At 54.1% G+C, this 26,541-nt stretch carries 23 protein-coding genes and 1 riboswitch; of the genes, 11 read left to right on the top strand and 12 right to left on the bottom strand.

Features of this window, described 5'->3' with window-relative positions; genetic code table 11:
* Nucleotides 1-21 precede the first annotated feature (21 nt).
* Complete coding sequence (locus NST37_RS18280) at nucleotides 22-1,170, bottom strand: glycosyltransferase family 1 protein (protein ID WP_339185632.1); 1,149 nt, start codon at nucleotides 1,168-1,170, stop codon at nucleotides 22-24.
* A gap of 185 nt (nucleotides 1,171-1,355) precedes the next feature.
* Here NST37_RS18280 and NST37_RS18275 point away from each other — a divergent pair, with 185 nt between their 5' ends.
* A complete protein-coding gene (locus tag NST37_RS18275; protein ID WP_003389129.1) occupies nucleotides 1,356-1,988 on the top strand; it encodes a TetR/AcrR family transcriptional regulator in 633 nt (210 codons plus the stop codon).
* 9 nt (nucleotides 1,989-1,997) lie between these two features.
* The gene (locus tag NST37_RS18270; RefSeq protein ID WP_122957920.1) at nucleotides 1,998-2,501 is read left to right on the top strand and encodes a DUF4188 domain-containing protein; all 504 of its coding nucleotides are present in this window, start codon (nucleotides 1,998-2,000) and stop codon (nucleotides 2,499-2,501) included.
* A 146-nt stretch (nucleotides 2,502-2,647) separates the two neighbouring features.
* Here NST37_RS18270 and NST37_RS18265 read toward each other — a convergent pair whose 3' ends face one another.
* From NST37_RS18265 to acnA, 4 genes are all read right to left on the bottom strand, one after another.
* Nucleotides 2,648-3,502, bottom strand: coding sequence for a methyl-accepting chemotaxis protein (locus tag NST37_RS18265; RefSeq protein WP_003389131.1), 855 nt, complete (start codon nucleotides 3,500-3,502; stop codon nucleotides 2,648-2,650).
* 350 nt (nucleotides 3,503-3,852) lie between these two features.
* The gene (locus tag NST37_RS18260; protein ID WP_339185631.1) at nucleotides 3,853-7,194 is read right to left on the bottom strand and encodes an SNF2 helicase associated domain-containing protein; all 3,342 of its coding nucleotides are present in this window, start codon (nucleotides 7,192-7,194) and stop codon (nucleotides 3,853-3,855) included.
* 134 nt (nucleotides 7,195-7,328) lie between these two features.
* Nucleotides 7,329-7,658, bottom strand: coding sequence for a DUF3892 domain-containing protein (locus NST37_RS18255; RefSeq protein ID WP_003389134.1), 330 nt, complete (start codon nucleotides 7,656-7,658; stop codon nucleotides 7,329-7,331).
* A gap of 494 nt (nucleotides 7,659-8,152) precedes the next feature.
* The gene (gene acnA / locus NST37_RS18250; RefSeq protein ID WP_003389136.1) at nucleotides 8,153-10,882 is read right to left on the bottom strand and encodes an aconitate hydratase AcnA; all 2,730 of its coding nucleotides are present in this window, start codon (nucleotides 10,880-10,882) and stop codon (nucleotides 8,153-8,155) included.
* A 359-nt stretch (nucleotides 10,883-11,241) separates the two neighbouring features.
* On the opposite strand from acnA, the gene NST37_RS18245 reads away from it, so the two are divergent.
* From NST37_RS18245 to NST37_RS18235, 3 genes are read left to right on the top strand one after another with little or no spacing between them, the layout of a single operon-like run.
* The gene (locus NST37_RS18245) at nucleotides 11,242-13,005 is read left to right on the top strand and encodes an ABC transporter ATP-binding protein (RefSeq protein WP_024982878.1); all 1,764 of its coding nucleotides are present in this window, start codon (nucleotides 11,242-11,244) and stop codon (nucleotides 13,003-13,005) included.
* Between the two features lie 4 nt (nucleotides 13,006-13,009).
* Nucleotides 13,010-13,684 carry a response regulator transcription factor gene (locus tag NST37_RS18240; RefSeq protein ID WP_003389138.1) on the top strand — a complete coding sequence of 225 codons (675 nt, stop codon included), beginning with the start codon at nucleotides 13,010-13,012 and terminating at the stop codon, nucleotides 13,682-13,684.
* A complete protein-coding gene (locus NST37_RS18235) occupies nucleotides 13,681-14,754 on the top strand; it encodes a HAMP domain-containing sensor histidine kinase (protein ID WP_339185630.1) in 1,074 nt (357 codons plus the stop codon). Before NST37_RS18240 ends, NST37_RS18235 begins: the two co-directional genes overlap by 4 nt.
* Nucleotides 14,755-14,789: 35 nt before the next feature.
* On the opposite strand, the gene NST37_RS18230 is transcribed toward NST37_RS18235, so the two are convergent.
* Together NST37_RS18230 and moaD are read right to left on the bottom strand one after the other, a co-directional pair.
* Complete coding sequence (locus tag NST37_RS18230; RefSeq protein ID WP_031933123.1) at nucleotides 14,790-15,815, bottom strand: ThiF family adenylyltransferase; 1,026 nt, start codon at nucleotides 15,813-15,815, stop codon at nucleotides 14,790-14,792.
* Nucleotides 15,816-15,821: 6 nt separating this feature from the next.
* A complete protein-coding gene (gene moaD / locus NST37_RS18225; protein ID WP_003389141.1) occupies nucleotides 15,822-16,529 on the bottom strand; it encodes a molybdopterin converting factor subunit 1 in 708 nt (235 codons plus the stop codon).
* 202 nt (nucleotides 16,530-16,731) lie between these two features.
* Here moaD and moaC point away from each other — a divergent pair, with 202 nt between their 5' ends.
* The 3 genes from moaC (at nucleotide 16,732) to NST37_RS18210 (ending at nucleotide 20,249) form a co-directional block, all read left to right on the top strand.
* A complete protein-coding gene (gene moaC, locus NST37_RS18220; RefSeq protein ID WP_003389143.1) occupies nucleotides 16,732-17,214 on the top strand; it encodes a cyclic pyranopterin monophosphate synthase MoaC in 483 nt (160 codons plus the stop codon).
* Between the two features lie 7 nt (nucleotides 17,215-17,221).
* Nucleotides 17,222-18,562 carry an MFS transporter gene (locus tag NST37_RS18215; protein ID WP_003389145.1) on the top strand — a complete coding sequence of 447 codons (1,341 nt, stop codon included), beginning with the start codon at nucleotides 17,222-17,224 and terminating at the stop codon, nucleotides 18,560-18,562.
* Between the two features lie 293 nt (nucleotides 18,563-18,855).
* Nucleotides 18,856-18,968: riboswitch (SAM riboswitch) on the top strand.
* A gap of 105 nt (nucleotides 18,969-19,073) precedes the next feature.
* Nucleotides 19,074-20,249 carry a pyridoxal phosphate-dependent aminotransferase gene (locus NST37_RS18210; protein WP_003389147.1) on the top strand — a complete coding sequence of 392 codons (1,176 nt, stop codon included), beginning with the start codon at nucleotides 19,074-19,076 and terminating at the stop codon, nucleotides 20,247-20,249.
* Between the two features lie 334 nt (nucleotides 20,250-20,583).
* On the opposite strand, the gene NST37_RS18205 is transcribed toward NST37_RS18210, so the two are convergent.
* Nucleotides 20,584-20,967, bottom strand: coding sequence for a hypothetical protein (locus tag NST37_RS18205; RefSeq protein WP_003389149.1), 384 nt, complete (start codon nucleotides 20,965-20,967; stop codon nucleotides 20,584-20,586).
* A gap of 161 nt (nucleotides 20,968-21,128) precedes the next feature.
* Between NST37_RS18205 and NST37_RS18200 the strand changes: the two genes are divergently transcribed.
* Complete coding sequence (locus tag NST37_RS18200) at nucleotides 21,129-22,328, top strand: PLP-dependent aminotransferase family protein (RefSeq protein WP_003389151.1); 1,200 nt, start codon at nucleotides 21,129-21,131, stop codon at nucleotides 22,326-22,328.
* An 86-nt stretch (nucleotides 22,329-22,414) separates the two neighbouring features.
* Here the strand turns inward: NST37_RS18200 and NST37_RS18195 are convergent, their stop codons facing one another.
* Nucleotides 22,415-23,263: a family 1 encapsulin nanocompartment shell protein gene (locus NST37_RS18195; protein WP_003389152.1), complete on the bottom strand. Its 849-nt coding sequence runs from the start codon at nucleotides 23,261-23,263 to the stop codon at nucleotides 22,415-22,417.
* Nucleotides 23,264-23,316: 53 nt separating this feature from the next.
* On the bottom strand, nucleotides 23,317-23,910 hold the full coding sequence (locus NST37_RS18190; RefSeq protein WP_339186797.1) for an IMEF encapsulin system ferritin-like cargo protein: 594 nt from the start codon (nucleotides 23,908-23,910) through the stop codon (nucleotides 23,317-23,319).
* Nucleotides 23,911-24,161: 251 nt separating this feature from the next.
* Here NST37_RS18190 and NST37_RS18185 point away from each other — a divergent pair, with 251 nt between their 5' ends.
* Together NST37_RS18185 and NST37_RS18180 are read left to right on the top strand one after the other, a co-directional pair.
* A complete protein-coding gene (locus tag NST37_RS18185; protein ID WP_003389154.1) occupies nucleotides 24,162-24,443 on the top strand; it encodes a DUF2325 domain-containing protein in 282 nt (93 codons plus the stop codon).
* A 63-nt stretch (nucleotides 24,444-24,506) separates the two neighbouring features.
* Complete coding sequence (locus NST37_RS18180; RefSeq protein ID WP_003389155.1) at nucleotides 24,507-24,653, top strand: hypothetical protein; 147 nt, start codon at nucleotides 24,507-24,509, stop codon at nucleotides 24,651-24,653.
* Nucleotides 24,654-24,733: 80 nt separating this feature from the next.
* On the opposite strand, the gene NST37_RS18175 is transcribed toward NST37_RS18180, so the two are convergent.
* Together NST37_RS18175 and NST37_RS18170 are read right to left on the bottom strand one after the other, a co-directional pair.
* Nucleotides 24,734-25,093 (bottom strand): trypsin-like peptidase domain-containing protein, encoded by a 360-nt coding sequence (locus tag NST37_RS18175; protein ID WP_269320786.1) that lies wholly within the window; start codon nucleotides 25,091-25,093, stop codon nucleotides 24,734-24,736.
* Nucleotides 25,030-26,478: a recombinase family protein gene (locus NST37_RS18170; protein WP_327986069.1), complete on the bottom strand. Its 1,449-nt coding sequence runs from the start codon at nucleotides 26,476-26,478 to the stop codon at nucleotides 25,030-25,032. Before NST37_RS18170 ends, NST37_RS18175 begins: the two co-directional genes overlap by 64 nt.
* Between the last annotated feature and the right edge of the window lie 63 nt (nucleotides 26,479-26,541).

Here is a 26,541-nt window from a genome sequence, read left to right as displayed (position 1 = left end):
CGGCCCCTCAAGCAGGTTTTTCTACTTGGGGGATCGCCCTTTTTTCATTGCTTTCCACTCGTCCATGAGCAGATTCCAGAACGGTTTGACCGCGTTTTCCGCAAGGTAGTGCTTGCCCCGGCTTTTCACGTACTGGCACATCTGCTGGTAATAGTCCGGATCTGATAGCTTCCTGTAGCACTTGAGAATGTCGTGTTCGTCTTTGACAAAGAGCGGATACTTTTCTCCAAGCAGATGGATGTTGCCGACGGTTTTGGTGGTAAGCACAGGCACACCGAGCGCCATGTACTCCAGGACGCGGGAAAGATACGAATGAGACGGATTTTTGTCTGATGTGTTGTCGTAAATCAGGGCAAGGCCAATTCCGCTTTGCAGAATCATCCGCTTTGTTTCCCACATCGATTTTTGTCCGTGATTCCGCACACCTCGGGAACGGAGCAGCTCGTGAGCCTGTTTCCGGTAACGGATCACGATAGACGGGTAGAGCACATTGAGCTTTGCCCCCGGAAATTCCTTGCGAATCAGCCTGATGGCGTTCACGGCCGTTTCTAGTCCGTAACGGGGGCGAAGCACCCCGGCCATAATCAGGTCGAGCGGGGGATTCGGCTGCGGCTGGGGGGCCTGATCACCGGAATATCCCTCCACGAATTGAGGGAGGACCTGAATTTTGCGATCCAGCTCCCGAGCGGAATACCTCGTTTTCCGTTCCAGATATTCGCGGTAGCGCCTGGCATTGGGCACGGTTTGAAAAAAGACCATGCGGGAGTTGTCGAACAAGTGATTGACCTTGTTCATGATGATCGGGTCGTTCAGATTGTAGTGAATAGAGAGGAACAACAGCTTTTTGCCCAGGGAAGGCTTCTTTTTGATAAACTCGCGAGCCTGTGTCCGGTTGCGAATAAAAATAAAGTCGTAGCTGTGCTTCTGATCGAGACTGATAATTTTGCTGTTCAGCTCCGCGGCTTGATAAAAGCGAACATGGCGAAAGCGAAAGCCCCCCATCCCGTTTACATATCGAAACGGCAGGACGCAGTGCAGGACAAATCCCTCGCGCTCTTGGGCAGGGAGCCGTTCCACTTCCCGGTCAATCGCCTGGAGCATGATGAAAAACTGCAGGACATTCCCTTTTGGCTTGAATTTTTCTAGGTGGCAGGAAAAACAGATTTTCACGAAATTCTCTCCTTAGGTTCTCTCTCTTACAAGGTATGCAAATGCCTGGAGAGCGGGGAAGAGAAATTTTTGAGCCGGGTGGATGATGAGAGGGAGAGGGGGAAGTGAGGAATGGTTGACTTTAAAATTAACTCAAGTTAATTTATTAATATGAGTTTGTATTTATTTGCGAAGGAGCTGCTCCCATGGAACGAAGCATTCCGCTCAGGGAATGGAAAAAAGCGAAAACGAAGCAAGCACTGCTGCATGCGTGTCTGGAATTGATCGGAGAGAAATCCTTCCGCGAGGTGTACGTCGAGGAGATCTGCAAAAAAGCGGAGATTTCCAAGGTGACCTTTTTCAAGTTTTTTCCCCAGAAGGAGGACCTGCTGATTTACTACATGCGGCTGTGGGTGACCGATCGGCTGCTGGAGCTGGCCGATTCGCCCAAAAGGGGGCTGTCGGCGCTTCGTCACGTATTTCAAAAGGTGGATGAAAACGCGAAGCAGCATCCGGGTATTATGCTGAGCCTTATCGGTTTTTTAACTGAGGTGAAAATGCATCCATGCATGCCGGAGCTGACGGAGGCGGAACTCCATTTGTACTATCCCGGAAAGGAAGAACAGGCGGGTTCGCTTGTTCCTCGTCTCGACGATTTGTTCCGCCGTTGCATAGAGCAGGCCATGGCTGATGGCGAAATTGCGGCTGATGCGGATGTAAATGACCTGGTTATGGGACTGCACACGATCTTTTACGGTGCGTATTTGACCGCCCACATCTATCAATCGCAGGATTTTCTCGGATGTTACGAGCTTCATGCCAAACTTTTATTCAGGTAGGTGATCCAGATGGGGAAAATTTTAGCGGGGCGGTATACGGCAGAGATGGAAGGGCCGTTTGTCGTGTTTGTCATCGGATTGCATGTGAACAACTGGCTTGCCGTGAATCAATGGCTTCCTGTCGTAAAGGCGATGAATGGCATGCTGCAAGAATTGTATCGAAACAAGGAGCTGGGCTTTCTTGACGCCGCCTTTTTCATGAGCGCACGGGGCCCTGTCCAGATTCAGTATTGGCGCTCGTTTGACCAGCTGGAGCAGTATGCCAGAAGCGGGGAGCTGCACCTGTCTGCGTGGAGAGATTTCAATCAAAAGGCGGCAAAGTCGGGAGGGGTCGGATTTTTTCACGAAACGTATTTGGTGGAGGCGGGAATGTACGAGTGCATGTACGTAAACATGCCTGTGTATGGATTGGCCAAAGCCGGTCAGCACGTCCCGGCCGTAGGCAAAAGAGAAACCGCCCGGCGCAGGCTGGGAGGCGAAAATGCTCCTGCCGTTCCGACGCCGGATGCGTAATCGTTGCCAGTGTCCGTCTTTTTTTGGTCCAAATCGAAAGCGGACGTCTCGAAAGGGCTTATCGCATATGGGAAAACAGCGGCGGACTGGGGAGAGGAACGCAGTCCGCCGCTGTTGCGCCTGTCGTTTTCAACTATTGTTCCACGTTACATCGAGGATGTTAATCTTTTGGTTGCCGTGGCGACTTGATGATAAGCCGTCTTTAATTCTTCTATCGCTCTCGAATTGTTTGAGATTTGAGCGGTGATTGCTTCGATGCTCTGCATCATCAAAGATACCGATTTTGCGATATCCGTCAACTGAACCGAAATGGTTTCCGCCGACTGTTTGCTGGATGCCGCCATGTTCCGGACTTCATTCGCAACGACCTCAAAACCGCGTCCGTGTTCACCGGCTCGGGCAGCTTCTATAGCGGCATTTAGACCTAGCATATGGGACTGAGAGGCAATTTCTTTGACAATTTTCGTTACGGATTGGATACTTTTTACCTGATCGGTAACTGCTTCAGATTCAATATTCAACTTGGTCATCTGGTTCAAGATGAGCTTTGAGGCATCCAATACTTGATCCGTGCTGGCAGTCATCTCCTCGACCATAGCCATCAATTCTGCGGTACTTTGCTGAAGAACTGATTCACGTTTTGTGATATCAGTAGCCACCTTGACGACTGCTTCCACTTTGCCATTCTCAATAACAGGCATATAAGTTGCTTCCAGCGTCAGCTTTCGTCCATCCTTCGAAATCCGTACGATCTTTTCTTGGGATGCTCTCCCCTGACGCAAACCATCCCACAAATTTACATACGCTTTGCTTGATGCATATTCAGGCAAGCAAAACTGGCTGTGATGGAGGCCGACAATTTCATCGACCGCATATCCCATTGTGGAAGCGAAAAGTTGATTCGCCCAAATAACCCTTCCTTGCGTGTCAAACCTGATCATGGCTAAATGATTTTGAATCGACGATAAAATAGCGAATTTTTGATCGGTCACGGTTTGCATGTATGGAATTTCCTCTCCCTGTATATCAGTAGTTGGTTCGCTCGAACTGCTTTCATTGCTGGATTCCAAGAGCTATTATCGCCTGATGCTCTGAATAAATTCTAAACAACTTGTAAACGGAAAAAACCGGAGCTCTCAATCGCTCCGGTTTTTCTACTGCCGTGCATGGTCCCTAACACAATTCGAATCCATGCTGCTTCCGTTTACTCGATCTTGCTCCATGGACAGAAGCGACACGGCTCCGCAGGTTTTCCGTGTACATTGGCTTCGCCAGCTCGCTTTTGGGCCTCTACTCGTTTTACTTGCTTTGCCAAAAGTCCTGCGGTTCCCGATGCTGACCGTCAGGCCACTTATCCGATCATCAAAATCTCGCGAATGTCCTGTTCCGTCAGGGACGACAACGCGGCCTCACCAGGCTTGACCACTTCCTCGATCAGATGCTTCTTTTTCTGTTGAAGCGCGTACATCATCTCTTCCACGGTCCCTTGGGCGACGAGGCGAATGACTTGGACGACATTCTTTTGGCCGATGCGGTGGGCACGGTCGGCTGCCTGTTCTTCCACAGCGGGATTCCACCACAGATCATAGAGAATGACGGTGTCCGCTCCCGTCAGGTTCAATCCGGTGCCCCCTGCCTTTAGCGAGATGAGGAACAGGTCTCGTTCACCCTCGTTGAACCTGTTGCACAGCTCAATCCGCTCTGCCGCTGGCGTTTTCCCGTCCAGATAAAAAAACGGCACTCCCTGACAGCCAAGCTCCCTTGCGATCATTCCAAGCATTTCGGTAAACTGCGAGAATACCAGAAGCCGCTTTCCCGCGCTGCGGCATTCCGCGACGATCTCCAGCAGCTGCTCGAATTTGGCCGAGCTTCCTGCGTAGTCCTCGATGAAAAGGGCAGGGTGGCAGCACAGCTGACGAAGACGGGTCAAGCCAGCCAGAATTTTGATCCGGTTTTTATCAAAGGTCTCCTCGTTCAGATGCTTGAGTGTCTCCTGCTGCAGCTTGGACAAATAGGCGACGTACAGCTTTTTCTGCTCCGGAAGCAGCTCGGAGGCTTGCAGCGACTCGATCTTGTCAGGCAGCTCCTTCAGCACGTCCGCTTTCACCCGGCGCAGCAAAAAGGGACGAACTCGCTTCGCCACCGCTTCCCTCGACATGTCGTTGAATGCCCGTCGTCCCGGAAACAATCCGGGGAACACCGCATCGAAGATTGACCACAGCTCCTCCAGCGAGTTTTCCACGGGTGTTCCGGTGAGGGCAAAACGGTACTTGGCCTGGAGCTCTTTGACCGACTGCGCCGTCTGTGTGGCGTGGTTTTTGAAGGCCTGCGCCTCGTCCAGGATAAGCGTATGAAACGACTTTGACGCATACAGCTCGACATCTCTCCGCAGGAGCGGATACGAGGTAATGATCACATCTGCCTGGGCGGCATCCCGAATCTTCCTGCTGCGCTCTGTCTTGCTCCCGTCCGCGATGACGGCCTTTATTTCCGGAGCGAATTTCTTCAGCTCGTTTTTCCAATTGTACATAAGCGAAGCGGGTGAGATGATCAGCGCTGGGAGCTGCCGGCTTCTGATCTCCGGCAGTACGGAGACGAGAAAAGCAATGCTTTGCAGCGTCTTTCCAAGCCCCATATCATCCGCGAGAATACCTCCGAAGCGGTAGTGGGCCAGCGTCTTCAGCCATTGGAAGCCGTACTTTTGATAGTCCCGAAGCACAGATGCCAGACTGTCCGGCACAGGGAAATCGAGATTGTCCGGATTGCGCATGTTTTCCAGGAGATGGCGGAACGATTTGCCCAGCTTGACGGCATTCCCTTGTCTGTGGGAATCGATCAGATGAAGCCCCCGGGCTACCGGAACGCGGAAGTCCGAGCCTTTCAGCTCTGCAATGCGGATGCCCATGTCGTCGATGAAGCGGCCGATTTCCCGAAACGCCTCATTCTCCAGCGGTACAAACGCTCCGTCCGGCATCCGGTAGTATTTGCGCTTTTCCTCGATGGATTGGAGCAGTTGGCGAATGTGCGACTCCGGGATCCCGTCTATATCAAACTTGAATTCCAGCCAGTCGGTTCGTTCATCCAGATTCACCGTTACCTTTGGCGGAGTGTACCCGGTATGCAGTCTTGTTTTCACGGCAGAGGTGGCGTATACCGTCAGCAGCTTCTCCAGCTCGGGAACGACGTGGTACAGAAATTCGTACTGAGCGTCCTCATCCTCCATGAAATAGCCGCTCTCCGTCCTGATAAAAGGGGATTGCTCCATCAGCTCCAGGATTCGCCGCTCCTGCTCTCCGTCCCGCATGAGGATGCGTTCGGCGCCGCGATGCTGCCCGTCTCCCTCCAACGGATTGATCACAATGTCGCCGTATTGAAACTCCAGACCGGCGAGCAGTCGATCCTTTACCCGGTCCAAATACAGCTTGGCTTTCAGTTGTGTTTGGATGATGCGCTCAGAGACGGAGCGGGCGATGCTGACGCTGCCGAGCTTCATCAATCCGGGTGCGACCGTAACCATGAATGGCTCCATCTGTCCTGCCGGAATCAGGATTTGCCGCTTGCGGGAAGCCTCAAGCATTTGTTTCAGCTCCGCCAGTCGCTTGCACTGGTCGGCTGGCAGCTTGATCAGCTTCCCTTCGGAAAGAACGACTCCGTACGATTCCATCACGGTGATTAAATCCAAGCCCTGGACGTCCAGTTGAAAGCTTTCCGAGTCGGCCTGGTCGAACGCAAAGCAAAGCGGGATCAGCTCATCGGAGATGTGGACTCCTGCGAATGCTTGCTCTTTGTCCATCACCTGCACGTTCGGGGCGGACGTGAGCAGGGGAAGAAGCGACTCCCACATGAAAGGGGGAATGAACAGCATTCGTTCGCCGCTTTTGTTCCTCGTTTGCAGGAGGTACGCGCTCACGGTTTCGCGGTACAGCTTTTCGTTGTGAAAAATGTGAATCAGCTGTCTGATGACGGCATCGTCTTCTTTTTGAAAACGGTGAAGCTCAGGGTCGTAGGTGAAGTGCTTGGAAAAGACGAACGGTTCTCTGCGCTCGATACACTCGAGGAACTCCTTTATTTTCTGGACGACGTACAGCCGTTTTGGCCCGACCTTGAGCTCGATGCCGAACATCTGCTTGCGGTAGCCGTACAGGACAGGCTTCAGAGTGAAAGACACATCGAGGGCTGTCCGGGTATCAAAGAGCGGCCGCACATGATTCGGGCGGGTCGGTTTTTCGCCGAACAGTCCCAGAACGCGGTTGGTCAGCTGTACATCTCCCGCAGAAATCCCGGAGGAGGGCTGGGTGGCAGAGAAGCGGGGTTCCCGCTCTCCGGAAGTCCCCGAATACGGATTTGCCAAGGCTTCTGATCGCCGTCCGGCCCCTTGCGAGTAGCGATTCATGAGCTCGTTTTTCTCCATATCCTCGATGCCGTGCAGGACGGCGGCAATGTGCTGGCAGAACTGATCATAGGAACCGAGCGAGGGACAGGTGCATTCCGCCTCTACGTTCCCGCCCGGATGAAACTCGACAGCGACCTTGTAGCTGCTGCCTGTTCCTTTGACCGTGGCTTCATAGACGGAAGCTTCGGGATCGTATTGCGTAAAAGTTACTTTTCTGGCCCGGTAATACGCTTTTCCTCTGTCGGAAGAGATCCGGCCGCACAAAGACGTGATGATCCCTTTAGTCAAATGAAAGCCCATGGATTTAATCCTTCCTCGATAAAATAGTCCTGTCTCTTATGATAACACACAAGAGAGCCCCTCTGGACTGAGTACCGGTATCGATACTGAGCCAGAGGGGCGAGTGGGGGATCAGGCGTATGTTTGTCCAGGGTTTAAAACGTAGGCAGGTTGTCCAGATTGTTCTCCTTGATTCCGTCCGGCTCGCTCCGCAAAATGTCACGGCCGTATTTGTGGAAGACGTCGACATGGGCAAGCTGACCTGCCTTTGCCTCCTGCAGGGCTGTCACATAGTCCAGCTCCCGTCCCGTATTTGTCTTGAAAGCGATCAGATCGCCGTCGTCATTTTTGCGGACGGCAACGATGCTCTCCTTTCCATCGGCGGATAGCGGCGCTCCTGTCCCACCGCCATTCTCCTGCCGGGCCTGCCGCTCGCCCTCTGCCTTGTAAGCGGCGTAAATCTGTTCAAAATCTCGTTGGTCCATTGCGCAGTCCCTCCTTTTTTATAGGGTGCCTTGCCAGGGAAGGAAGATACATTCGTTTTGCGCTAGAAAAAGAGATCGTGTATGAAGCTGATCAAAAAAATGAAAAAAACAATGCTCGAAATGATGCGAGTCATGTCGACCCGAAATTGTGAAGGCTCATAATCGCGCTTAGACAAAGCAGTGCGAGGATACAGAGCGGTAAGCCCTGTGATCGCTAAAAAGAAGAGGTAAAACAAGAAATCGAAAATAGACCCCATGGATAAAATCACCACCCGTTACTGGTCATTTACGGATTGGCTCGGGAGACGGTTTCACAGTCCATGAGTGACATTCTATCAAAGGGTGCGGTTTGTAAAAAAGGCAAATATTGCAGCAGCAGCCGTTAGCTCGCGCAGGATGGGGAAGCCGGTTGCACAAAAAAACAGGCAGAACACCGTCTAAGACGATGTCTGCCTGCTATGGGTGGGTGCTGTAATGGAAATATTGGGTAAAGCTTATGCGTTTACCGGTTTGCCTTCGTCGAGAAGCTGACGCAGAACGGTTTGCAGAATACCGCCGTTGCGATAGTAGTCTACGTCAACCATGCTGTCGAGGCGTACGATTACGTCGAATTCGAAGCTGCTGCCGTCTTGGCGAGTCGCTTTCACTTTGACGCGTTGGCCAGGCTGAACATTGTCAGAGAGGCCGAGGATGTCAAAGGTTTCGCTGCCATCGATGCCGAGAGACTTCCAGCTTTGACCGTCTGCGAATTGCAGCGGCAGTACGCCCATGCCTACCAGGTTGGCGCGGTGGATGCGCTCGAAGCTTTCTGCGATAACAGCCTTGATGCCGAGCAGGAAGGTGCCTTTTGCCGCCCAGTCGCGGGAAGACCCTGTACCGTACTCTTTACCGGCCAGAACAACCAGTGGAGTACCGTCTGCTTGATATTTCATGCACGCATCGTAGATGGACATGACTTCGCCCGTCGGCAGGTATTTGGTTACCCCGCCCTCGGTGCCAGGTGCCACTTGGTTGCGGATACGGATGTTGGCAAACGTACCGCGCATCATGACATCGTGGCTTCCGCGACGAGCGCCGTAGGAGTTGAAGTCTTTGCGTTCTACGCCGTTTTCTTGCAGATAGCGGCCAGCCGGGCTGGTCGGCGAGATGTTTCCGGCAGGGGAGATGTGGTCAGTTGTGACAGAATCACCGAACAGCGCGATGGTGCGTGCTTTCAGTACTTCGTCGATGTGACCTGCGTCTCCAGCCAGGTTTTTGAAGAATGGAGGCTCCTGGATGTAGGTGGATTTTTCATCCCACTCGTACAGATCGCCTGTCGGAGCGTCGATTTTGTTCCACTCTTCGTTCTGTGTGAATACTTTTGCGTATTGCGCACGGAACAGCTCCGGATTCATCGCTTTGCCCATTGCTTCGTTGAGCTCTTGCGGAGTTGGCCAGATGTCTTTCAGGTAAACGGGTTGACCGTCGTTGCCGATGCCGATCGGATCTTTGGTCAGGTCGATGTTCACGTTGCCAGCCAGCGCGTATGCGATAACGAGCGGAGGAGAAGCGAGGTAGTTCGCTTTCACCTGGGCGTGAATACGGCCTTCAAAGTTGCGGTTACCGGACAGGACAGCCGCTACAGTCAGATCGTTGTCAGCGATTGCCTTGCTGGTTTCTTCCGGCAGCGGACCGGAGTTACCGATACAAGTGGTGCAGCCGTAGCCGACGACGTTGAAGCCGATGGCGTTCAGAGAGTCGATCAGACCAGCGTCGATCAGGTATTGGGTAACGACACGGGAACCTGGAGCCAGGGAGCTCTTCACGAACGGAGGCTTTTTCAGGCCTTTTTCAACCGCTTTCTTCGCCAGAATACCTGCGCCCAGCATAACGCTCGGGTTGGAGGTGTTGGTACAAGAAGTGATTGCCGCGATAACGACGGAGCCTGTTTTCAGGGTCGCAGTTTCACCGGTCGGATAGGTTACTTGCGCTTCAGCAGCGATTTTCTCTTCGGACAGACCGAAGCCGCCTTTTTCGATTGGCGTACGCAGGCTTTCGTTGAAGGATTCCTTCATGGAAGTCAGCTCTACGCGGTCTTGCGGGCGCTTCGGACCAGCCAGGCTCGGTACGACGGTGGACAGATCCAGTTCCAGTGTTTCGGAGAAGACAGGATCTGGCGTGTCGTCTGTACGGAACAGGCCTTGTGCTTTGGTGTAGGTTTCCACCAGGTTGATCAAGGACTCTTCACGGCCGGTTTGACGCAGGTAGTTGAGCGTTTCCGCGTCTACCGGGAAGAAGCCCATGGTCGCGCCGTATTCAGGAGCCATGTTGGCAACCGTAGCGCGGTCAGCCAGCGAGATGTTGGACAGGCCAGGACCGTAGAACTCTACGAATTTGCCGACAACGCCTTTTTTGCGCAGCATTTGTGTTACAGTCAGTGCCAGGTCGGTAGCGGTAGAGCCTTCTTTGAGGGTACCGGTCAGCTTGAAGCCGACGACCTCTGGCGTTACGAAATAAAGCGGTTGGCCGAGCATTCCTGCTTCTGCCTCGATACCGCCAACGCCCCAGCCGAGTACGCCCAGACCGTTGATCATGGTGGTGTGGGAGTCGGTACCTACGAGGGAGTCAGGGAAAGCGACGAGCTCGCCGTTTACTTCGCGGGTAGCGATTACCGATGCGAGGTACTCCAGGTTTACCTGGTGAACGATACCGGTCGCAGGAGGAACCGCACGGAAATTGTCAAAAGCGGTTTGAGCCCAGCGCAGGAAGCGGTAGCGCTCCTGGTTGCGTTCAAATTCCAGCTTCATGTTGTTATCGAGAGCTTTGTCGTTTCCGAAATCGTCAACCATGACGGAGTGGTCGATAACGAGATCAACCGGTACGAGCGGGTTGATGCGCTTCGGATCTCCACCGGCGCGCTTCATGGCGATGCGCATAGCGGCGAGGTCTACGACAGCAGGAACACCAGTAAAGTCTTGCAGGACAATACGGGCAGGCATGAGCGGCACTTCTTGATTGCCGTCGCGTCCTTTTGTCCAGTTTGCCAGTTGTTGTACGTGTTCTTTGGTAATGGCGCGGCCGTCAAACTGACGAACTGCCGCCTCCAACAGGACTTTGATCGAGAATGGCAGCTTGGAGATCTCGCCGATTCCTTGTTCTTCCAGGCCTTGCAGGCGGTAGTATGCGTACGCTTTATCGCCCACTTGCAGGGAAGACTTCACGTTGTAAGCATCGTGTGTAGCCAATGTGCATAACCTCCCTAATTATTTCGGGGTTTCATCTGGTGAAACATAGTTTCGTTTCTTCATTACGAACCTATTATACTCGATTTGTTTCCCCGCTTCTACCCCAAATTTCATCCTTTATACACAAAATCACTCGGAAAAAACACGATGCCGCTTTGACGGTAGAGCTAGGAAAAATAACCAGACTCCATGTATTATCCCGTTTACATTCCGTTTACATTCATGCGGTATCGTTTCTCCATGCATAAAACCGGATGGGAAGTGAAACGAACGGGAAAATCGCCGCATTGCCAAAGAAATGGTGCAAGGGTGTTGGGGGAATCAAGCGGAAAGCTTTAGGAGAGGAGAAATCATTATTTATGGAACAGACACATACGCAAACGAAGACAAAAACAGGAAACTGGCGCTCTTTTTACGAGCTGATCAAACAGACCAACCCGTCCAAGCTGAAGTTGGGCGTGGCCTTGTTCATGAGCATCGCCACGACGCTTGTCAGTCTGGTGATCCCGCTGTTTACGCGAAATCTTGTGGACAGCTTTACGCTCGCTTCGATCACCACCGGACAGATTGTGCTGCTGGCCGTGGCCTTCATCGCCCAGGCCATCGCAGGAGGGCTGACCATCTATCTTTTGAATCACGTGGGGCAAAGCATCGTCGCCGCTCTCCGGGACAGGCTGTGGAAAAAGCTGCTCGTCCTGCCCGTAAGCTATTATGACAACCACCGGACCGGGGAAACGATCAGCCGGATGACGAATGATACCGGAGTCGTAAAAGGGCTGATCACGGATCACCTGTCCAGCTTTTTCACCGGGATCATCTCCATCATCGGTTCGGTAGCGACGCTTCTCTACCTCGACTGGCAGATGACGCTGACGATGCTGATTGCCGTTCCGCTGTCACTGCTCATTTTGGTCCCGCTGGGGCGGCAGATGTACAAAATATCGAAGGGACTGCAAGACGAGACCGCCAGCTTCACCACCATCATGAATCAGGTGCTGTCGGAAATCCGTCTCGTCAAGGCATCCAATGCCGAGCCGCACGAGTACCAAAGCGGCAAGCGGGGAATAGAGAACCTGTTCCGTTTCGGATTAAAGGAAGGCAGAGTACAGGCGCTGATCGGTCCGCTCATTTCGTTTGTCCTGATGGTGCTTTTGGTCGTCATCATGGGATATGGAGGAATGCGCGTTTCCACGGGCGCTTTGACGGCAGGAGAGCTTGTCGCGTTTATTCTTTATCTGGTTCAAATCATCATGCCGCTCGGGCAGTTCACCCAGTTCTTTACCCAGCTGCAAAAAGCGATGGGTGCGACAGAGCGGATCATCTCCACGCTGGAAGCCGATGAAGAAGACCACGCTTCGGGACGGCCGCTGGAGGATGCGGGGCTGCCGATCCATATCGACCGGGTGACGTTTGCCTACGAAAACGGGGAGACCATTCTCGACGATGTAAGCTTTCGGGTCGAGCCGGGGAAAGTGACGGCGATCGTCGGACCGAGCGGCAGCGGGAAGACGACTTTGTTCTCCCTGATCGAAAGGTATTATCAGCCGACTGGCGGAACGATCCGGCTCGGCGACAGCCCGATCAGCGACTATACGCTGTCGTCGTGGCGGAGCAAAATCGGTTACGTGTCCCAGGAAAGCCCGTTGATAGCAGGGACCATCCGGGATAACATCTGCTACGGAATCTCGCGTCCTGTCAGCGAGCAGGAGTTGAGGCAAGCTGCTTCGATGGCATACGCCGATCAATTCATCGACGAGCTGCCGGAAGGATATGACACACAGGTCGGCGAAAGAGGCATGAAGCTGTCGGGCGGACAGCGTCAGCGCATCGGCATCGCCCGGGCGCTGCTGCGCAACCCGCAAATTCTGATGCTGGACGAAGCGACCTCCAGTCTGGACAGCAAATCCGAGATCATCGTGCAGCAGGCGCTCAACAATTTGATGAAGGGACGCACGACACTCGTCATCGCCCATCGCCTGTCTACGGTCGTAGATGCCGATCAGATTGTCTTTCTGGAAAAAGGAAGGATTACCGGAAAAGGAACGCACGAAGAGCTGCTTGAAACACATGCGATGTACCGCGAATTTGCCACGCAGCAGCTGCGAATGAAACAGGAGGTGTAGGCAAATGGCCAAACTGCTGGTTGTCGATGACGATCCGCATATTCGCGAACTGGTCAGGGTCTTTTTGCAAAACGAAGGCTTCGATATCCTGGAGGCAGCCGACGGTCAGGAAGCCATGGCTATCATGGAGACGGATCAGGCGGATCTGGTTATCCTCGACATCATGATGCCCCGTATGGATGGATGGGAGCTATGCCGCGAGCTCAGGAAGCATTACGACATCCCGCTGCTCATGCTGACAGCCAAGGGAGAGACTGCGCAAAAAATCAAAGGCTTCGAGCTGGGAACGGACGACTACCTCGTCAAGCCGTTCGAACCGGCGGAGCTCGTTGTTCGCGTCAAGGCGCTGTTAAAGCGGTACCGGATCGCAGCCTCGCACACGGTACAGGCCGGTTCGCTGCAATTGAACCGGAAGACATTTGAAATCGGGATGGGCGGCCAAAAGCTGACGATTCCTCCCAAAGAGTTCGAGCTGCTGTTCAAGCTGGCCAGCTATCCGGGGCAGACCATCTCCCGCGAGCAGCTGATCGAGCAGATTTGGGGCTTTGACTTCGAGGGCAATGAGCGAACCGTCGATGTGCACATCAACCGCCTGCGGGAACGCTTTCCCGAGTCGGAGTGCGGCTTTCAGATTCGAACCGTTCGGGGGCTCGGGTACCGACTGGAGATCAGGCCATGAGCGTTCATCCGCACAGGAAGGTGATATGGCTCAGAGTCCTTGGCGTCATCGGCTTTGTCATCTACATCAATCTTTGCTGGTCTGCTGCGTATTGGATTACGCAAGGCCTGTACCCGAAAATCGGGATCGAGCCTTCCGAGTTTGTCAGGGGACTGGTCAACTCCTTTTTGGGCTTTCTCATCTTTTTTTGCTCTATGTTTCTTCTTTCACGGCTTGTCAGGCCGCGGCATGTGGAGCTTTTCCAACTGCTGATCGACGCATTGAAACGGATCGCCAAAGGGGATTTCAGCGTCAAGCTCGATATCAAAACGGAGCACCAGTGGGGGCAGCTCGTCGAGAACATCAACCATATGGCGGAGCAGCTGAACGAAATGGAGCAGATGCGCCAGGAGTTCATCTCCAACGTCTCTCACGAAATCCAATCTCCGCTGACCTCGATCAGCGGCTTCGCCCGCGCCTTGCGAAGCGAGCATCTCACCCGCGAGGAACAGCTCCATTATCTGGATATTATTGAAACGGAAAGCAAGCGCCTGTCAAAGCTGAGCGACAATCTGCTGAAGCTCACATCGCTGGAAGCGAGGCAGCATCCGATGGAGCGGAAGCGCTACCGTCTCGACGACCAGCTTCGGAGCATCATCCTGGCATGTGAGCCGCAGTGGCTGGAGAAAGGCATCGAGCTGGACGCAGAGCTGGAAAAAGTGGAGCTCGTCGCGGACGAGGACATGATGAGCCAGGTTTGGACCAACCTGCTCGGCAACAGCATCAAATTTACTCCCCCGGGCGGTACGATCAGCGTCCGTGCCCAGAGAATAGGGGGAGAGGTGGTCGTGCAGATTTCCGATACCGGCATCGGCATTTCAAGGGAGGATCAGGAGCGGATATTCGAGCGGTTTTTCAAGGCGGACAGATCGCGGAATCGGGCCGTTGGGGGCAGCGGACTTGGCCTTTCCATCGTAAAAAAGATTGTCGATTTGCATCAGGGAAAGATTGCCGTACAGAGCCGGCCAGGCGAAGGAACAACCTTTATCATCACATTCGCGGAGGACAAGAAAGTCCCCTCTCTTCCTTAAAAAGAAGGGGACTTTTTGCAATGCTCGCCGTGCGCTCAAGCTCCGATATACCTGGCATGGAGAGTGCGGGCCAGACTGACGTCATCCGTTCCTTGCACGAGCACCCGCCCGTCTGGAAAGACGACCAGCGTGTGCGGGTCTACGTGGAAGCGCAGGAGAAACTTGTTGCGTTCCACCTGGCCCAGCGGGGAAAGCCGTTCAGCGACCACATCCAGATCAAGCGACATATTGCTGGCAGGGGAGATTTGCACCGTATCCCGGCCGCACAGGGAGACGGCTTGGCCCTCTTGCGAATCCGGCTGCAAAAAGGAGAACTGCCGCTGGCCGCATGTCGGACAGTCATCGCGACGCCCGTTCGCCACCTTGATCTGGTGGTGGCGATTGTTCCACAAGTCGAAATGCTCCAGATTGGGGTTTAGCGCATCGGTGTCCCCGACCAGGATTTTGAGCGCTTCTGTCGCCTGATAAGAGGCCACGATGTGAATGATCGGGCCAATTACCCCGGCCGTATCGCAGGTCGCCATTTCACCCGGATTGGGCGGCTCCGGAAAGAGACACCGCAGGCAAGGCGTCACGCCCGGGCGAATGGAGGCAAACGTGCCGGTCGCGCTGACCGCTCCGCCGTACACCCAGGGAATGCCGTGTTTGACACAGACGTCGTTTACGAGATAGCGCACCTGGAAGTTGTCGGTGGCATCCAGCACGAGATCGACATCGGCGAGCAGAGACTCCGCATTGTAGGCGGTCAAGTCAGCCACGACAGGCTCGATCGCGACTTCGGAATTGATCCGCGTCAGCTTGGCGTGGGCTGCGATGGCCTTGGGCAAATGCTGCCGGGCATCGTCCTCGTCGTAGAGCATTTGCCGCTGGAGGTTGCTCGGTTCCACAAAATCGCGGTCGATGAGCCGGACAAAACCGACGCCTGCGCGAACCATGTGATTGGCGGACACCGTACCCAGCGCTCCCATGCCGACAATCGCTACACGGCTTTGCGACAGCCGCTCTTGTCCCGCGCGGCCGATAGGAGGAAACAGGATTTGACGGGAATAACGCGTATTCACGGTAGGTTAGCTCCTTTCCACGTCATCCGGAAGCGCTGTCGGGTTCCAAGGTCCTTGCTGATGGCCCTTCCACTCGCTGCCGTCCTCCCAGATTTCCTTCTTCCAGATCGGTACGATCTGCTTCAACCGCTCGATCGCGTATTCGCCAGCCTCGAAAGCCGCTTTTCGATGCGGCGTCGCTACGGCAGCGACCACCGCGATCTCCTCGATGGCAAGCTCGCCGATCCGGTGATGCATCGCCAGCTTCGTACCCGGCCACCGCTCTTCAACCTCGGACGCGATCTGCTTCATTTTTTCCACTGCCATTGGCTCGTAGGCTTCATAGGCAAGCAATACGGTACGCTGGCCGTGCGTGAACTCCCGGACGGTTCCGACAAAAGCGAGGACAGCGCCGGCATGCGGATTGGACACGAGCTTGACCAGTTTGTCAGCGCTCAGCGGTTCGGTCGTGATGGCAAAACGAGGGTCCTGACCGCCGCTCACAGGTGGCAATATGGCGATTTCGTCTCCGGCCCGGATGGCCGTATCCGGCTTGGCATACTCTTGATTGACGGAGATAAAGCAGCTGCCGAGCAGGGAGGACAGCGCAGGGTATTGGCTGGATGCGGCTTGCAGCAGGTCCTGTACGGTTGCTCCCTCCGGCAGTGTCAGTTGTATCGTTCGCTCGCCGGCCAGCTCGGCCAAACCGGCAAATAAAAGGACAGATATTTGCATGTAGCACTCCTCGTTTCCCAAGGGTTATTTATAGGAAGGAAAAGCTTCTCTCTACTTGTGACGATAACATAATTGCGCCTAACTGCCAAATCCGAGAGCGACTTCTTGCAGATTCCCGATTGATTTTCTACAGTGCTGAATGTAAGGTTAGATTATCGAAAAAGAAGGGCATTCCCAGGCGGAAAGCAAATGGGAGGAAGAAATGAACGACGAATTAACGCATTTTAACGATCAACAACGGGCCAAAATGGTGGACGTCTCCGAAAAAGAGGTAACCAAGCGGGTAGCGGTGGCTGTCAGCAAAATCACGATGAAGCCGGAAACGCTGCTGCGCATTCGCGAGGGGCAGATTGCCAAGGGGGATGTATTGGCTGTCGCACAGGTAGCCGGAGTAATGGCTGCGAAAAAGACGTGGGAGATCATCCCGATGTGTCATCCGCTGCCGCTGACGGGCATTGACATCCGCTTTTCGTATGCGGACAAAGCGACATTGGATATCGAGGCAACCGTCAAAACGACCGGCAAGACCGGCGTGGAGATGGAGGCACTGACAGCCGCAAGCGCAGCCGCGCTCACCGTTTATGACATGTGCAAGGCCATGGACAAGGAAATGGTAATCGGGCCGACGTATCTCCAGAGCAAAACCGGCGGGAAAAGCGGAGATTTTTATCGGAGCGAGGCGTAAACATCAGATGAGTCGACTATGGAATTCCTATCCGCGCAGCATCCGGCTTCTGGCCGTTGCTGCCGTTATTCATTCTACGGGCATGGCCTGTATCTGGCCGCTGGTGACGATCTACATCCACGATTTTCTCGGGAAGCCGCTCACCGTAGCGGGTGTTCTTTTGATGCTGAATCAGGGAGCGTACCTGATCGGCAGTCTGACAGGCGGGGTTCTCTTTGACCGCTGGGGGAAAATGCGCACAGTATACGCCGCGACAGCGGGAGCGGTAGCCGTAGCTGTGGCACTGGGCTTCACAACCAGCTTTCATACGTATACGGTCTTGCTGCTTTTGAACGGATTTTTCTCCGGCATCATGTTTCCTGTGCTCAATGCCCTGATCGGCCTCTTGTGGCCTGACGGCGGCCGCAAGGGCTTGAATACGGTTTATGTGGCACTCAATATCGGGGTAGCGATCGGTTCCGCCTCGGCGGGAATGCTGGCGAGCATTTCCTTTGCCTGGACTTTCTTTGGAAATGCGGCGCTGCAGCTGGCAGTTCTGTTTCTCTTTATCTTTTTGAGCCGCACGGTCGATCTTGAGCGCGGTCAGGAAAAAGAAGGCCGGCTCGTGGCAGCGTCGGCGAAGCACACAGAGGAAGGTGAGGGGGCACAGCTGCCTGCCGCGGGATTGGCGGAGAAGGCCGGCGGATCAAAAGGGGCCGCGGCGGCAATGGCGACGGATGCCGCTCAAGCTGCCGGTCGCCCGATGGCATGGCTAGCGCTCGGTCTGTTGTCGGCAGGGTTGTTGGTCTGCTGGATTATTTACTCGCAGTGGACGACTGTGCTGTCGGCGTATATGCAGTCGCTGGGCATCACGCTCAGGGAGTACAGCCTGCTGTGGACGCTGAATGGTGCTTTGATCCTGTTCGGGCAGCCGTTTATCTCCTGGGTGATCAGGCACTTCGCCCGTACGCTGAAAGCGCAGTTGCTGTTAGGCGCCTACGTCTTTTCGCTCTCCATGCTGATCTTGTCCCAGACGACGGTGTACGCCGGTTTTTTCGTGGCCATGTTTGTCATTACACTGGGTGAAATGCTGGTGTGGCCTGCCGTCCCGACCATCGCTGCCGAGTTGTCTCCACCGGGACGTGAAGGGTTCATTCAAGGCCTCATCGGGGGCGTAGGCTCAGGAGGACGCATGGTCGGCCCGCTGATGGGCGCCGTGATCTTTGAAGCGCTCGGAGCAAATGGGATGGTCTACTTCATGGCTGCTTTGGCTTTGGTCGCTGTCGCTTGCTTTACCGTGTACACGTCCTTTGTAAAGCGTCCTGAGATGAAGGCAGCTCTGCCTGCTCCGGAGAAGCTCGGGTCATGACAAGCAATGCTTGGACGGATACTCGTAGCTGTCAGGCGAAGACCAGCAGGCTTTCAGCCGAGGCCGCTCAGGCTGTCAGTCGAGGCCCCTCAGCCTGTCAGTGAGGCTCCTCAGTTTGTCAGTTGAGGACCGCCAGGCTGACAGTTGAGGACTGCCAGGCTGTCTAACGAGGCCCTGCAGGCTGCCGGGCCAGCAACAGCAAAGCAGCCCGGGCCATGGTTCGGGATATTGTATTGACACTCCCAACCTGCTCAAGTAGTATAGTAGACATTCAAAGTAAATAGGTTGCTGTTAACTTATCCAGAGAGGTGGAGGGACTGGCCCGATGAAGCCCGGCAGCGGATCTTGCAGGATATTCTGCAGATGCTGTGCCAATTCCAGCAGGAGCGATCCTGACAGATAAGAACGTGGAGACGCACGATCCGCCCCTTTTTCTGTTCAGGAAAAGGGGCTTTTTGCATGCCTGCTTCGATGTCTGGATTATTTTTGCGAAAGAAAGGATAGAAAGCCAATGCGCATCCAACCATCTGCCATGGTGGACCGACTGCCGACGCAGTTTTTTGCCACGCTGGTAGCGAAAACAAACAAGGCCATCGCGGCCGGACATGACATTATCAATCTTGGACAGGGCAATCCCGATCTCCCGACACCGCAGCATATCGTGGAAGAGCTGAGCGAGCAGGCCAAGCGCCCTGTCCATCACAAATACCCGCCGTTCAGCGGCAGGCTGGAGCTGAAGCAGGCCGTCGCCCACTGGTACAAGGAAGAGTTCGGCGTGGAGCTGGACGCGGAGGAAGAGGTAGCCATCCTGTTTGGCAGCAAGACAGGTCTGGTTGAGATTTGTCAGGTGCTGCTGAACCCCGGGGACGTCGCTTTGGTGCCCGATCCAGGTTATCCGGATTACTGGTCCGGCGTGGCTGTAGCTGACGGCCGCATGGTCATGATGCCGCTCAAGGCTGAAAACGCGTTTCTTCCGGATTACGGCCAGTTGAAGCCGGAAGATTTGGAAAAAGCCAAGCTGATGTTCCTCAATTACCCGAACAATCCGACGGCGGTCAACGCTCCGGTGGAATTTTTTGAAGAGACCATCCGCTTCGCCCGCAAGCACGAGATCGTCGTCTGCCATGATTTCGCCTATGGTGCGATCAGCTTTGACGGCAAAAAGCCGGTCAGCTTCATGCAGGTGCCGGGGGCAAAAGAAGTAGGAGTGGAGTTTTACACCCTGTCGAAAACGTACAACATGGCCGGCTGGCGCGTCGGGGCTATGGTCGGAAACAAGGAGCTCGTACGGCTGGTCAATTTGATTCAGGACCATTACTTTGTCAGTCTCTTCGGCGCTGTGCAGATGGCGGCGGCAAAAGCGATGACCGGCTCGCAGCAATGCGTACATGATCTCGTCTCCGTCTACCAAAGCAGGCGGGATGTGCTGTTCGCCGAGCTCCACCGGATCGGTTGGCAGGCCAAGCCTTCAGAGGGCTCGTTTTTCAGCTGGCTGCCTGTTCCCGAAGGGTTTACATCGGTCGAGTTTTCCGATTTGCTGCTGGAAAAGGCTCATGTGGTGGTTGCGCCTGGCGTCGGTTTTGGACCGACGGGCGAGGGGTATGTGCGCGCGGCGCTTCTTTCCAGCGAAGAAAGGCTGGCGGAGGCAGTGCGAAGGATTGAGAAGCTGGGGCTGTTTGCTCGGTAAGCTTGTTGGCGGGCTTCGGGTTATCTTGCTCCTTGTCCAGGGGCCGCGGTGGGGAGAAGCCTGGAAACAGGCTTCTCCTGCGATTCGGGGTGGCACAACAGGCTGAATCAAGCAGGATACTCACGGATAAAGCAGGCTTGATTCGAAATGATACTCACGGATGCCAAAACATAATGACGGCAATCTTTTCAAGAAAGACAGCCTTATTTTTCGTGAATAGCGGAAGCCATACTTGCAACATAAAGCATGGCTTCCCAAGCAAAAGGCCCGGAGCTATGATCGCTCAGGGCCTTTATGATGGCTTGATGGAATCAGGTGATACCCCAGGCCAGCTTTATGGACTAGGAGGGATCGGCGGTTGCCAGTTCAAGTCTATGTACCGTGTTTCGATGGTTTGCAAAGCGAGCTTCAGCTTTTGCGGAGGCTGCTCCATTCCTTTGACAATCAGGGTTTGGACCAATACGACTCCCTTGTCTGAATTCTCCATATACGTCTTGGCAAAATCGGTCCGAACGTCGAAACGCTTGCCGTTTTCGTCATACAGATTCCAGTAAGGGAAGCTCTCCAGTTTTCCCAAGCCCTTCAACTCGATTATCCAGACGGGCTCGAATTTGCCTACAAAAACCCGTCCCACCGTACTTTTGCTTTTTCTCCTGTTTCTTACCTCTACAGCCCGGTTTACCACCAAAAGAAAAGCAGGAAACATCTGCACAAGCATCGATACCCCCAACCAAAGTAGTCGCGAGTAAAATCCGACGATTTCGACCGAGCCATCGCTCGACATAGCTAAAACCTATTCCGCCGATAGATTTGTGAGATTGGACTTATGACGGCCGCAGTGATAAAACAGGTATAAGCGAAATCTAGGGGGAACCGAACATGGAATATTCATTTTCCAAATCAACCAGCGCACTCAGCTCCTCGGCCGTGCGCGAAATCCTGAAGCTGACACAGGGCAATCAAGTATTGTCTTTGGCAGGCGGCCTGCCGGCAGAGGATTCTTTTCCAATCGAAGAAATGAGAGAAGCCTTCAATCGCGCTCTGGATCACGGAGCAAAATCGCTGCAATACGGCTTGACTGACGGGTACATTCCGCTTCGGGAATGGGTTTCGTCCCGCATGAAACAAAAGCATATGAATGTTGGCGTAGAAAACATGCTGATCACTACCGGCTCCCAGCAGGCCGTCGACTTGCTCTGCCGTGTCTATCTGGACGAAGGCGACGTCGTGCTGGTAGAAAATCCAACGTATCTCGCGGCCGTGCAACTGTTCCAATTTCGCGGCATTCGAGCTATTCCGGTGGATGGAGATGCGGAAGGCATGGATATGGAGGACCTTGCCAGAAAAATCGCACAATATCGCCCGAAGATGGCCTATGTCATTCCGACGTTTGCAAACCCGACAGGAAAGGTTTGGAGTCTGGAAAAACGCTTGGGACTGCTGAAACAATGCCGGGAAAACAACATTTTGATTCTGGAAGACGATCCGTACGGGGAAATCCAGTTCGACGGCGAGGCGCCTTATCGCAGCATTTTTTCTCTCGATGAGCATCCGGACGGATCGGCTGTCGTCTACACCAGCACCTTCTCCAAAATCGTCGCTCCGGGTCTTCGAACGGGGTGGGCGATTGGAGACAGCCAGGTGATTCAGATGATGGTAAAAGCCAAGCAGGCAATCGACTTGCAGTCCAGCACAATCGACCAATTTGCTCTGTATGAGCTGCTGTCCCGGTTTGATTTGGAAAGCCATATTCAAAAAATCCGCGACTCGTACAAAGAGCGGATGGAGTGGATGCACGAGCTGCTCTGTCGTCAAACCAGCGGCATGAAGTGGAATAAACCGAGAGGCGGAATGTTCCTCTGGGTAGAGCTGCCGGAGCATGTACACTCCGAGAAGCTGCTGGCGCAGGCTGTCAAGGAAGGCGTCGCGTTTGTTCCCGGTATCCCGTTCTACGCGGACCAGCCTCAAACGAATACGATGCGCCTCAACTATACGCTGCTGGATCGGGAACATACCGAACTGGCGATCAACCGCTTGGGCAAAGCGTTTGCGGAGTACAGCCAGCTAGTCGCTCACTAGCGATAAATGAATACGTGGATCGAATAAAACAGGGTGTCCCGAAGTCTTTGACGACGGGGGCACCCTGTTTTTTGCAGCCTCGGTTATTATTCTTCTGTTTCCTCCAACGTGCAGATCGCACTCGGCCGCTTGATGCGGAGCACGACACACTCATAGACGCGGAACAGGCTGTTCATTTGCTCGTCTCCGAGGAAGGACGTATCGAAGTCTTCCGCAATAGCCAGGTCAAGGTTGTGACGGCCGGTTGCGACCAGGACGCCGGATCGGCCCTTGATGGTCGGGGATTGGAAGACGCCGTCGGTGACCAGATTGCGGACGTGCTCGATTTCCAGTACATTCGTTCCCTTGTGTACGCGGTGCAGAAGCGAGTACAGCTCAGGGGAGACGACCAATGCGTATGGACCGCTGTGTCCCATCTTCAACAGCTTGTTGCGCGCTTCCACGATGTCGGCAAAGGCATTGCCCGACTCCATCCAGTCGCTCTTCAAGTGGGTGAGACGCCCCTTCACATTCATCAAGCCCGGCAGGTCCAGACCCGGGGAGCCGTTGAAGATCAGGTCATCCTCCATGAGAGCGCAGCCGGCTGCCGCATTCGCAGCGGCACTCATATCCAGCGGCATACCCAATGTCCGGGCTTGGGCCACATCCCGCCAGTACAGCATGAAGTCTTTGTACAGGATGGGAATGGTCAGGCTGACCCGTTTGCTGGGCTGGGTCATTTCCAGCGATTCGCCGCGCAGGTTCAATCCGCCAAAGCGGGACTCGTCGTAAATATCGTTGGTAATCGTCTGAATGCCCTCACCGAGCGGGCCGTAAATATCGAGAAAGCGGCGGCCAACCAGCTGGCGTCGCGCCATATCAACAACGGTTTCATCCAGTTGCTTCCATTCATCGTGAGTCAAAGGGGAATCGGGATATTTGCGGAGCTTGTCCATTCCACATACCTCCAAATCGTTTCTGTTTACCTGCCGGAATCTGCAAGCAAAGTTTAAAACATGCCTTTTAAGCTGCCTACAGTCAGGCCCTTTCTGCCTGTTTTGGCTGCTGGGGCGGCAGCAGTCTTGCCGGTATTGGCAACTGCCGGAGAAGAGGAGGCTTTCAGATGATCCACCTGGTGGATATCGTATCCCTCGTCATGATCGGTCAGATCAGGCCGGTGCACATCCGAGAAACGCTCGCTTAGCGCTGCCATGATTTCCTTTACGCGGAGGTAGTCCGCCTGGGTGGATTCGCGCATGCTGTTTAGGAGCTGGCGGGTTTCCTCGTCTTTGAACTCATACAAAGATAGCTCCAGATGCTCGCGAAAATTGTGCAAGCCGAACCGTTCGAGATTGATGTCGGATAAAAGGCGGGACAGTTCGCGGTCGCTGAGCTGTTCCGCTTTTTTTGCCTCGTCGAGCGAGCCTATGTAGGGAATCAGCTCCTGCAAACGGCCGAGGCGTTGTTCTTCTTCCTCCAGGATGTGGTGGTAGTAGAGTCGCGTATGCTCGTCCTGTGCAGCATCGATAATGGGCTGGATAATCTCCGCAAAGCGGTCGATATAGCCCCTGGTTCGAGAAAATATGGCGTGCAGTTGTGACATTTCTTGCACCCGACGCCACCTCCTTGCAGGTGATTTGTTTCATTATAACGTTGGAAAAATAAACCGGGCAACCTTTATCTGCATGTATCTCCTAGTTTGTGTCAGTCTGAAAAACTTATCATGGAGAGTATTGTCAAAGCTAAATGGTAATGATAATATTTATCAATAAGAGTGATATTCATTATCAATTAGAAATGAAAGCCATAGATATACACAACAAAAGTCGATAAACCAGGTTAGGAGGAAAAAACATGTCATCTATTCTCGTCATTGGCGGAGACCGCCTCGGAAATATTGTAGACTTTTTGGAGGAGCAGGGTTTTACCAATATTCATCATGTGACGGGGCGGAAAAACTCCCAGACCGGCGTAAAAATCCCTACTGGCATTCACATGATTTTGGTGCTGACGGATTTCGTCAACCACAATCTGGCCAAGACCGTAAAAAGTCAGGCAAAGGACAGGGAGCTGCCGATTCTCTTTTGCAAACGTTCCTGCTCGGCGATCGCGAAGGCTTTGGTTCAGGGAGCATAAATACATACCCCCCGCTGTGGAAAGACTACAGACTGATATGTACACCAAACGGGGGAATGAAAGGTGAAGCAAAACAAGCTTGACGAATTGCCGATTGCCAAACTGTCCGAGCAGCAGCTTCAGCATCTGCGAGCAGCGGAAGAAGAGATCACCAAAGAAGGCACAGATGTCTACCTGATCGCTTTTGAAAAACAGGCCCCGTCCCAGTGACGGGGTTTTGCTTTGAAATTGGCTCCGCCAGGCCGAGGGCTCCGACGGAACGGAGCCGGGGACTTGGCGGGACCTTTCCTCTAAAACACAAATTGATCCAACTGCTGTTTCAATGCATCGATTCCGATGGCAAATCCAAGGCATTGGCTGGACTGGATGATAAACGCGTTTAGCCCTACGACTTCTCCATTCAGATTGATCAAGGGACCTCCACTGTTGCCGGGATTGATGGCGGCATCGGTCTGGAAAATTTCGTCATACATTCGTTTGGCGACATGGAGACGGCGATTTTTTGCACTGATGATGCCCGCTGTGACGGAGTTTTCCAAACCGAGCGGTGAACCGTCTGTTCCTGTAGGAGCAAACATCTTTGCCGTTACCGGTAAAAAATGGCCCGCACTTTCACCGTACGCTGCTTCTTTTTTCCTTGGGTCGTCCAAGCCTCTGCCTCCACTCGCTCCAACAACAGCAGGGCCAAATGCCGGCGTTCTTCACGCGCAGCCTGCTGCCATATCCATTTCCAATCTGTCCATTGCCGCCAGTCGATTGCTCCGGGAGCAAAGAAAGCCTCATTTCCACCCGAAGACATCTCCTGCTCCAACCGCCTCAAGTCCTGCTGCCTTGCTGCGAGCTCCTCCAGCGTAATCACGCCTGCCTCATACGCTTTCATCCAGCGCTGCCGTTTTTTGGTAAGCTGCTTGCGATCATCGGCAGCCGCTGTAGAGGACCTGCACCTCTCCTGAACGATGCGGCGAAAGACCGAGCCCATTTCCTCTTGTGCAGAAGAAAGCTGCCCAAGCACCTCGTCCTCCAGCCGGTCTTCCCGGAGTGCAGGCGCCTGACAAATGCCGTTGGCTCTGTTTTTGCACAGGTAATAGATGTGACGATACCGCTTTCCGCCGCCTTTGCGGATATCTGCTGTTTTCCCGCGCATCTCGGCTTTGCAGCGGGCACAGTATAACAAGCCGGAAAAAACAAACGGAGAGGAAAGGACTCTCGGATGCGTTCTCTGCCGCAGCCCCATCCGTTCCTGTACCTTGAGGAACGTTTCCCGATCGACAATTGCCGGATGGGCGTCTTCAACCAGAATCCATTCGTCCCGCTTGTTCTGCTGTCCGCCAGCTTCCGCGTAGTTCCAGCGAAGCGCTCCGTAGTACACCGGATTGCGCAGCAGGCGGGTCACCGTGCTGCCGCTCCATTTTCCGCCATGCTTGCCCAAATGTCCGTCCCGATTGGCTTTCTCTGCAATCTGGCCGGGCGTATAACCGGAAAGGTATTGCTGATACATGCGGCTGACCACTTTGGCTTCCTCGGGATGGGGTATGAGCTGATGGTGATGCAGCATGTAGCCGTAGGGAGGAGGACCGCCCGGGCGTTTTCGTTCCCGCGCCATTTGCTCCATGCCCAATTTGACCCGCTCTCCGAGGTTTTCCCGCTCCCACTGGGCCAGGGCGGCTACCAGTGTGATAAACAGTCTGCCGATGGCTGTTGTCGTATCGTACACCTCTGTACAGCTTTTAAAGCGGACACCGTATTTCTCAAAATCCTGAAGCAACCGGTACAAGTCGAGAACAGACCGGGTGAGCCGATCCAGCCGGTAGACCAGGACGACATCGATGCTTCCGGAACGAATGTCGCCGAGCATTCGCTGCAGGGCCGGCCTTTTCGTATCCTTGGCGCTGAAGCCCTCGTCAGCATAGATGTTGGAAAGCGTCCAGCCCTGCGAGCTGATGTAGGCAGTCAGCCGTTCTTTCTGAGCAGCCATGGAAAACCCGTCGGAAGCCTGTTCTTCCGTACTGACGCGAATGTACACAACTGTCCTCATGGCATCAACCTCCCGGATAACGGATTGCTAGAGTTTACAAGCAGGCCGGGTTTCCTATGCCTG

The organism is Brevibacillus sp. FSL K6-6036, from assembly GCF_037964015.1.
GTDB lineage: Bacteria > Bacillota > Bacilli > Brevibacillales > Brevibacillaceae > Brevibacillus > Brevibacillus borstelensis.
The sequence above is the reverse complement of the archived record's forward strand: the minus strand, read 5'-3'. Positions and strand labels throughout refer to the sequence as shown.

Coding starts and splice junctions, on each gene's coding strand:
- moaC (WP_003389143.1), top strand. CDS start 16,732: ATGAACGACGAATTAACGCATTTTAACGATCAACAACGGGCCAAAATG.
- NST37_RS18185 (WP_003389154.1), top strand. CDS start 24,162: ATGTCATCTATTCTCGTCATTGGCGGAGACCGCCTCGGAAATATTGTA.
- moaD (WP_003389141.1), bottom strand. CDS start 16,529: ATGCAAATATCTGTCCTTTTATTTGCCGGTTTGGCCGAGCTGGCCGGC.
- NST37_RS18260 (WP_339185631.1), bottom strand. CDS start 7,194: ATGGGCTTTCATTTGACTAAAGGGATCATCACGTCTTTGTGCGGCCGG.
- NST37_RS18205 (WP_003389149.1), bottom strand. CDS start 20,967: ATGCTTGTGCAGATGTTTCCTGCTTTTCTTTTGGTGGTAAACCGGGCT.
- NST37_RS18200 (WP_003389151.1), top strand. CDS start 21,129: ATGGAATATTCATTTTCCAAATCAACCAGCGCACTCAGCTCCTCGGCC.
- NST37_RS18255 (WP_003389134.1), bottom strand. CDS start 7,658: ATGGACCAACGAGATTTTGAACAGATTTACGCCGCTTACAAGGCAGAG.
- NST37_RS18195 (WP_003389152.1), bottom strand. CDS start 23,263: ATGGACAAGCTCCGCAAATATCCCGATTCCCCTTTGACTCACGATGAA.
- NST37_RS18270 (WP_122957920.1), top strand. CDS start 1,998: ATGGGGAAAATTTTAGCGGGGCGGTATACGGCAGAGATGGAAGGGCCG.
- NST37_RS18235 (WP_339185630.1), top strand. CDS start 13,681: ATGAGCGTTCATCCGCACAGGAAGGTGATATGGCTCAGAGTCCTTGGC.
- NST37_RS18215 (WP_003389145.1), top strand. CDS start 17,222: ATGAGTCGACTATGGAATTCCTATCCGCGCAGCATCCGGCTTCTGGCC.
- NST37_RS18245 (WP_024982878.1), top strand. CDS start 11,242: ATGGAACAGACACATACGCAAACGAAGACAAAAACAGGAAACTGGCGC.
- NST37_RS18240 (WP_003389138.1), top strand. CDS start 13,010: ATGGCCAAACTGCTGGTTGTCGATGACGATCCGCATATTCGCGAACTG.
- NST37_RS18170 (WP_327986069.1), bottom strand. CDS start 26,478: ATGAGGACAGTTGTGTACATTCGCGTCAGTACGGAAGAACAGGCTTCC.
- NST37_RS18275 (WP_003389129.1), top strand. CDS start 1,356: ATGGAACGAAGCATTCCGCTCAGGGAATGGAAAAAAGCGAAAACGAAG.
- NST37_RS18265 (WP_003389131.1), bottom strand. CDS start 3,502: ATGCAAACCGTGACCGATCAAAAATTCGCTATTTTATCGTCGATTCAA.
- NST37_RS18190 (WP_339186797.1), bottom strand. CDS start 23,910: ATGTCACAACTGCACGCCATATTTTCTCGAACCAGGGGCTATATCGAC.
- NST37_RS18210 (WP_003389147.1), top strand. CDS start 19,074: ATGCGCATCCAACCATCTGCCATGGTGGACCGACTGCCGACGCAGTTT.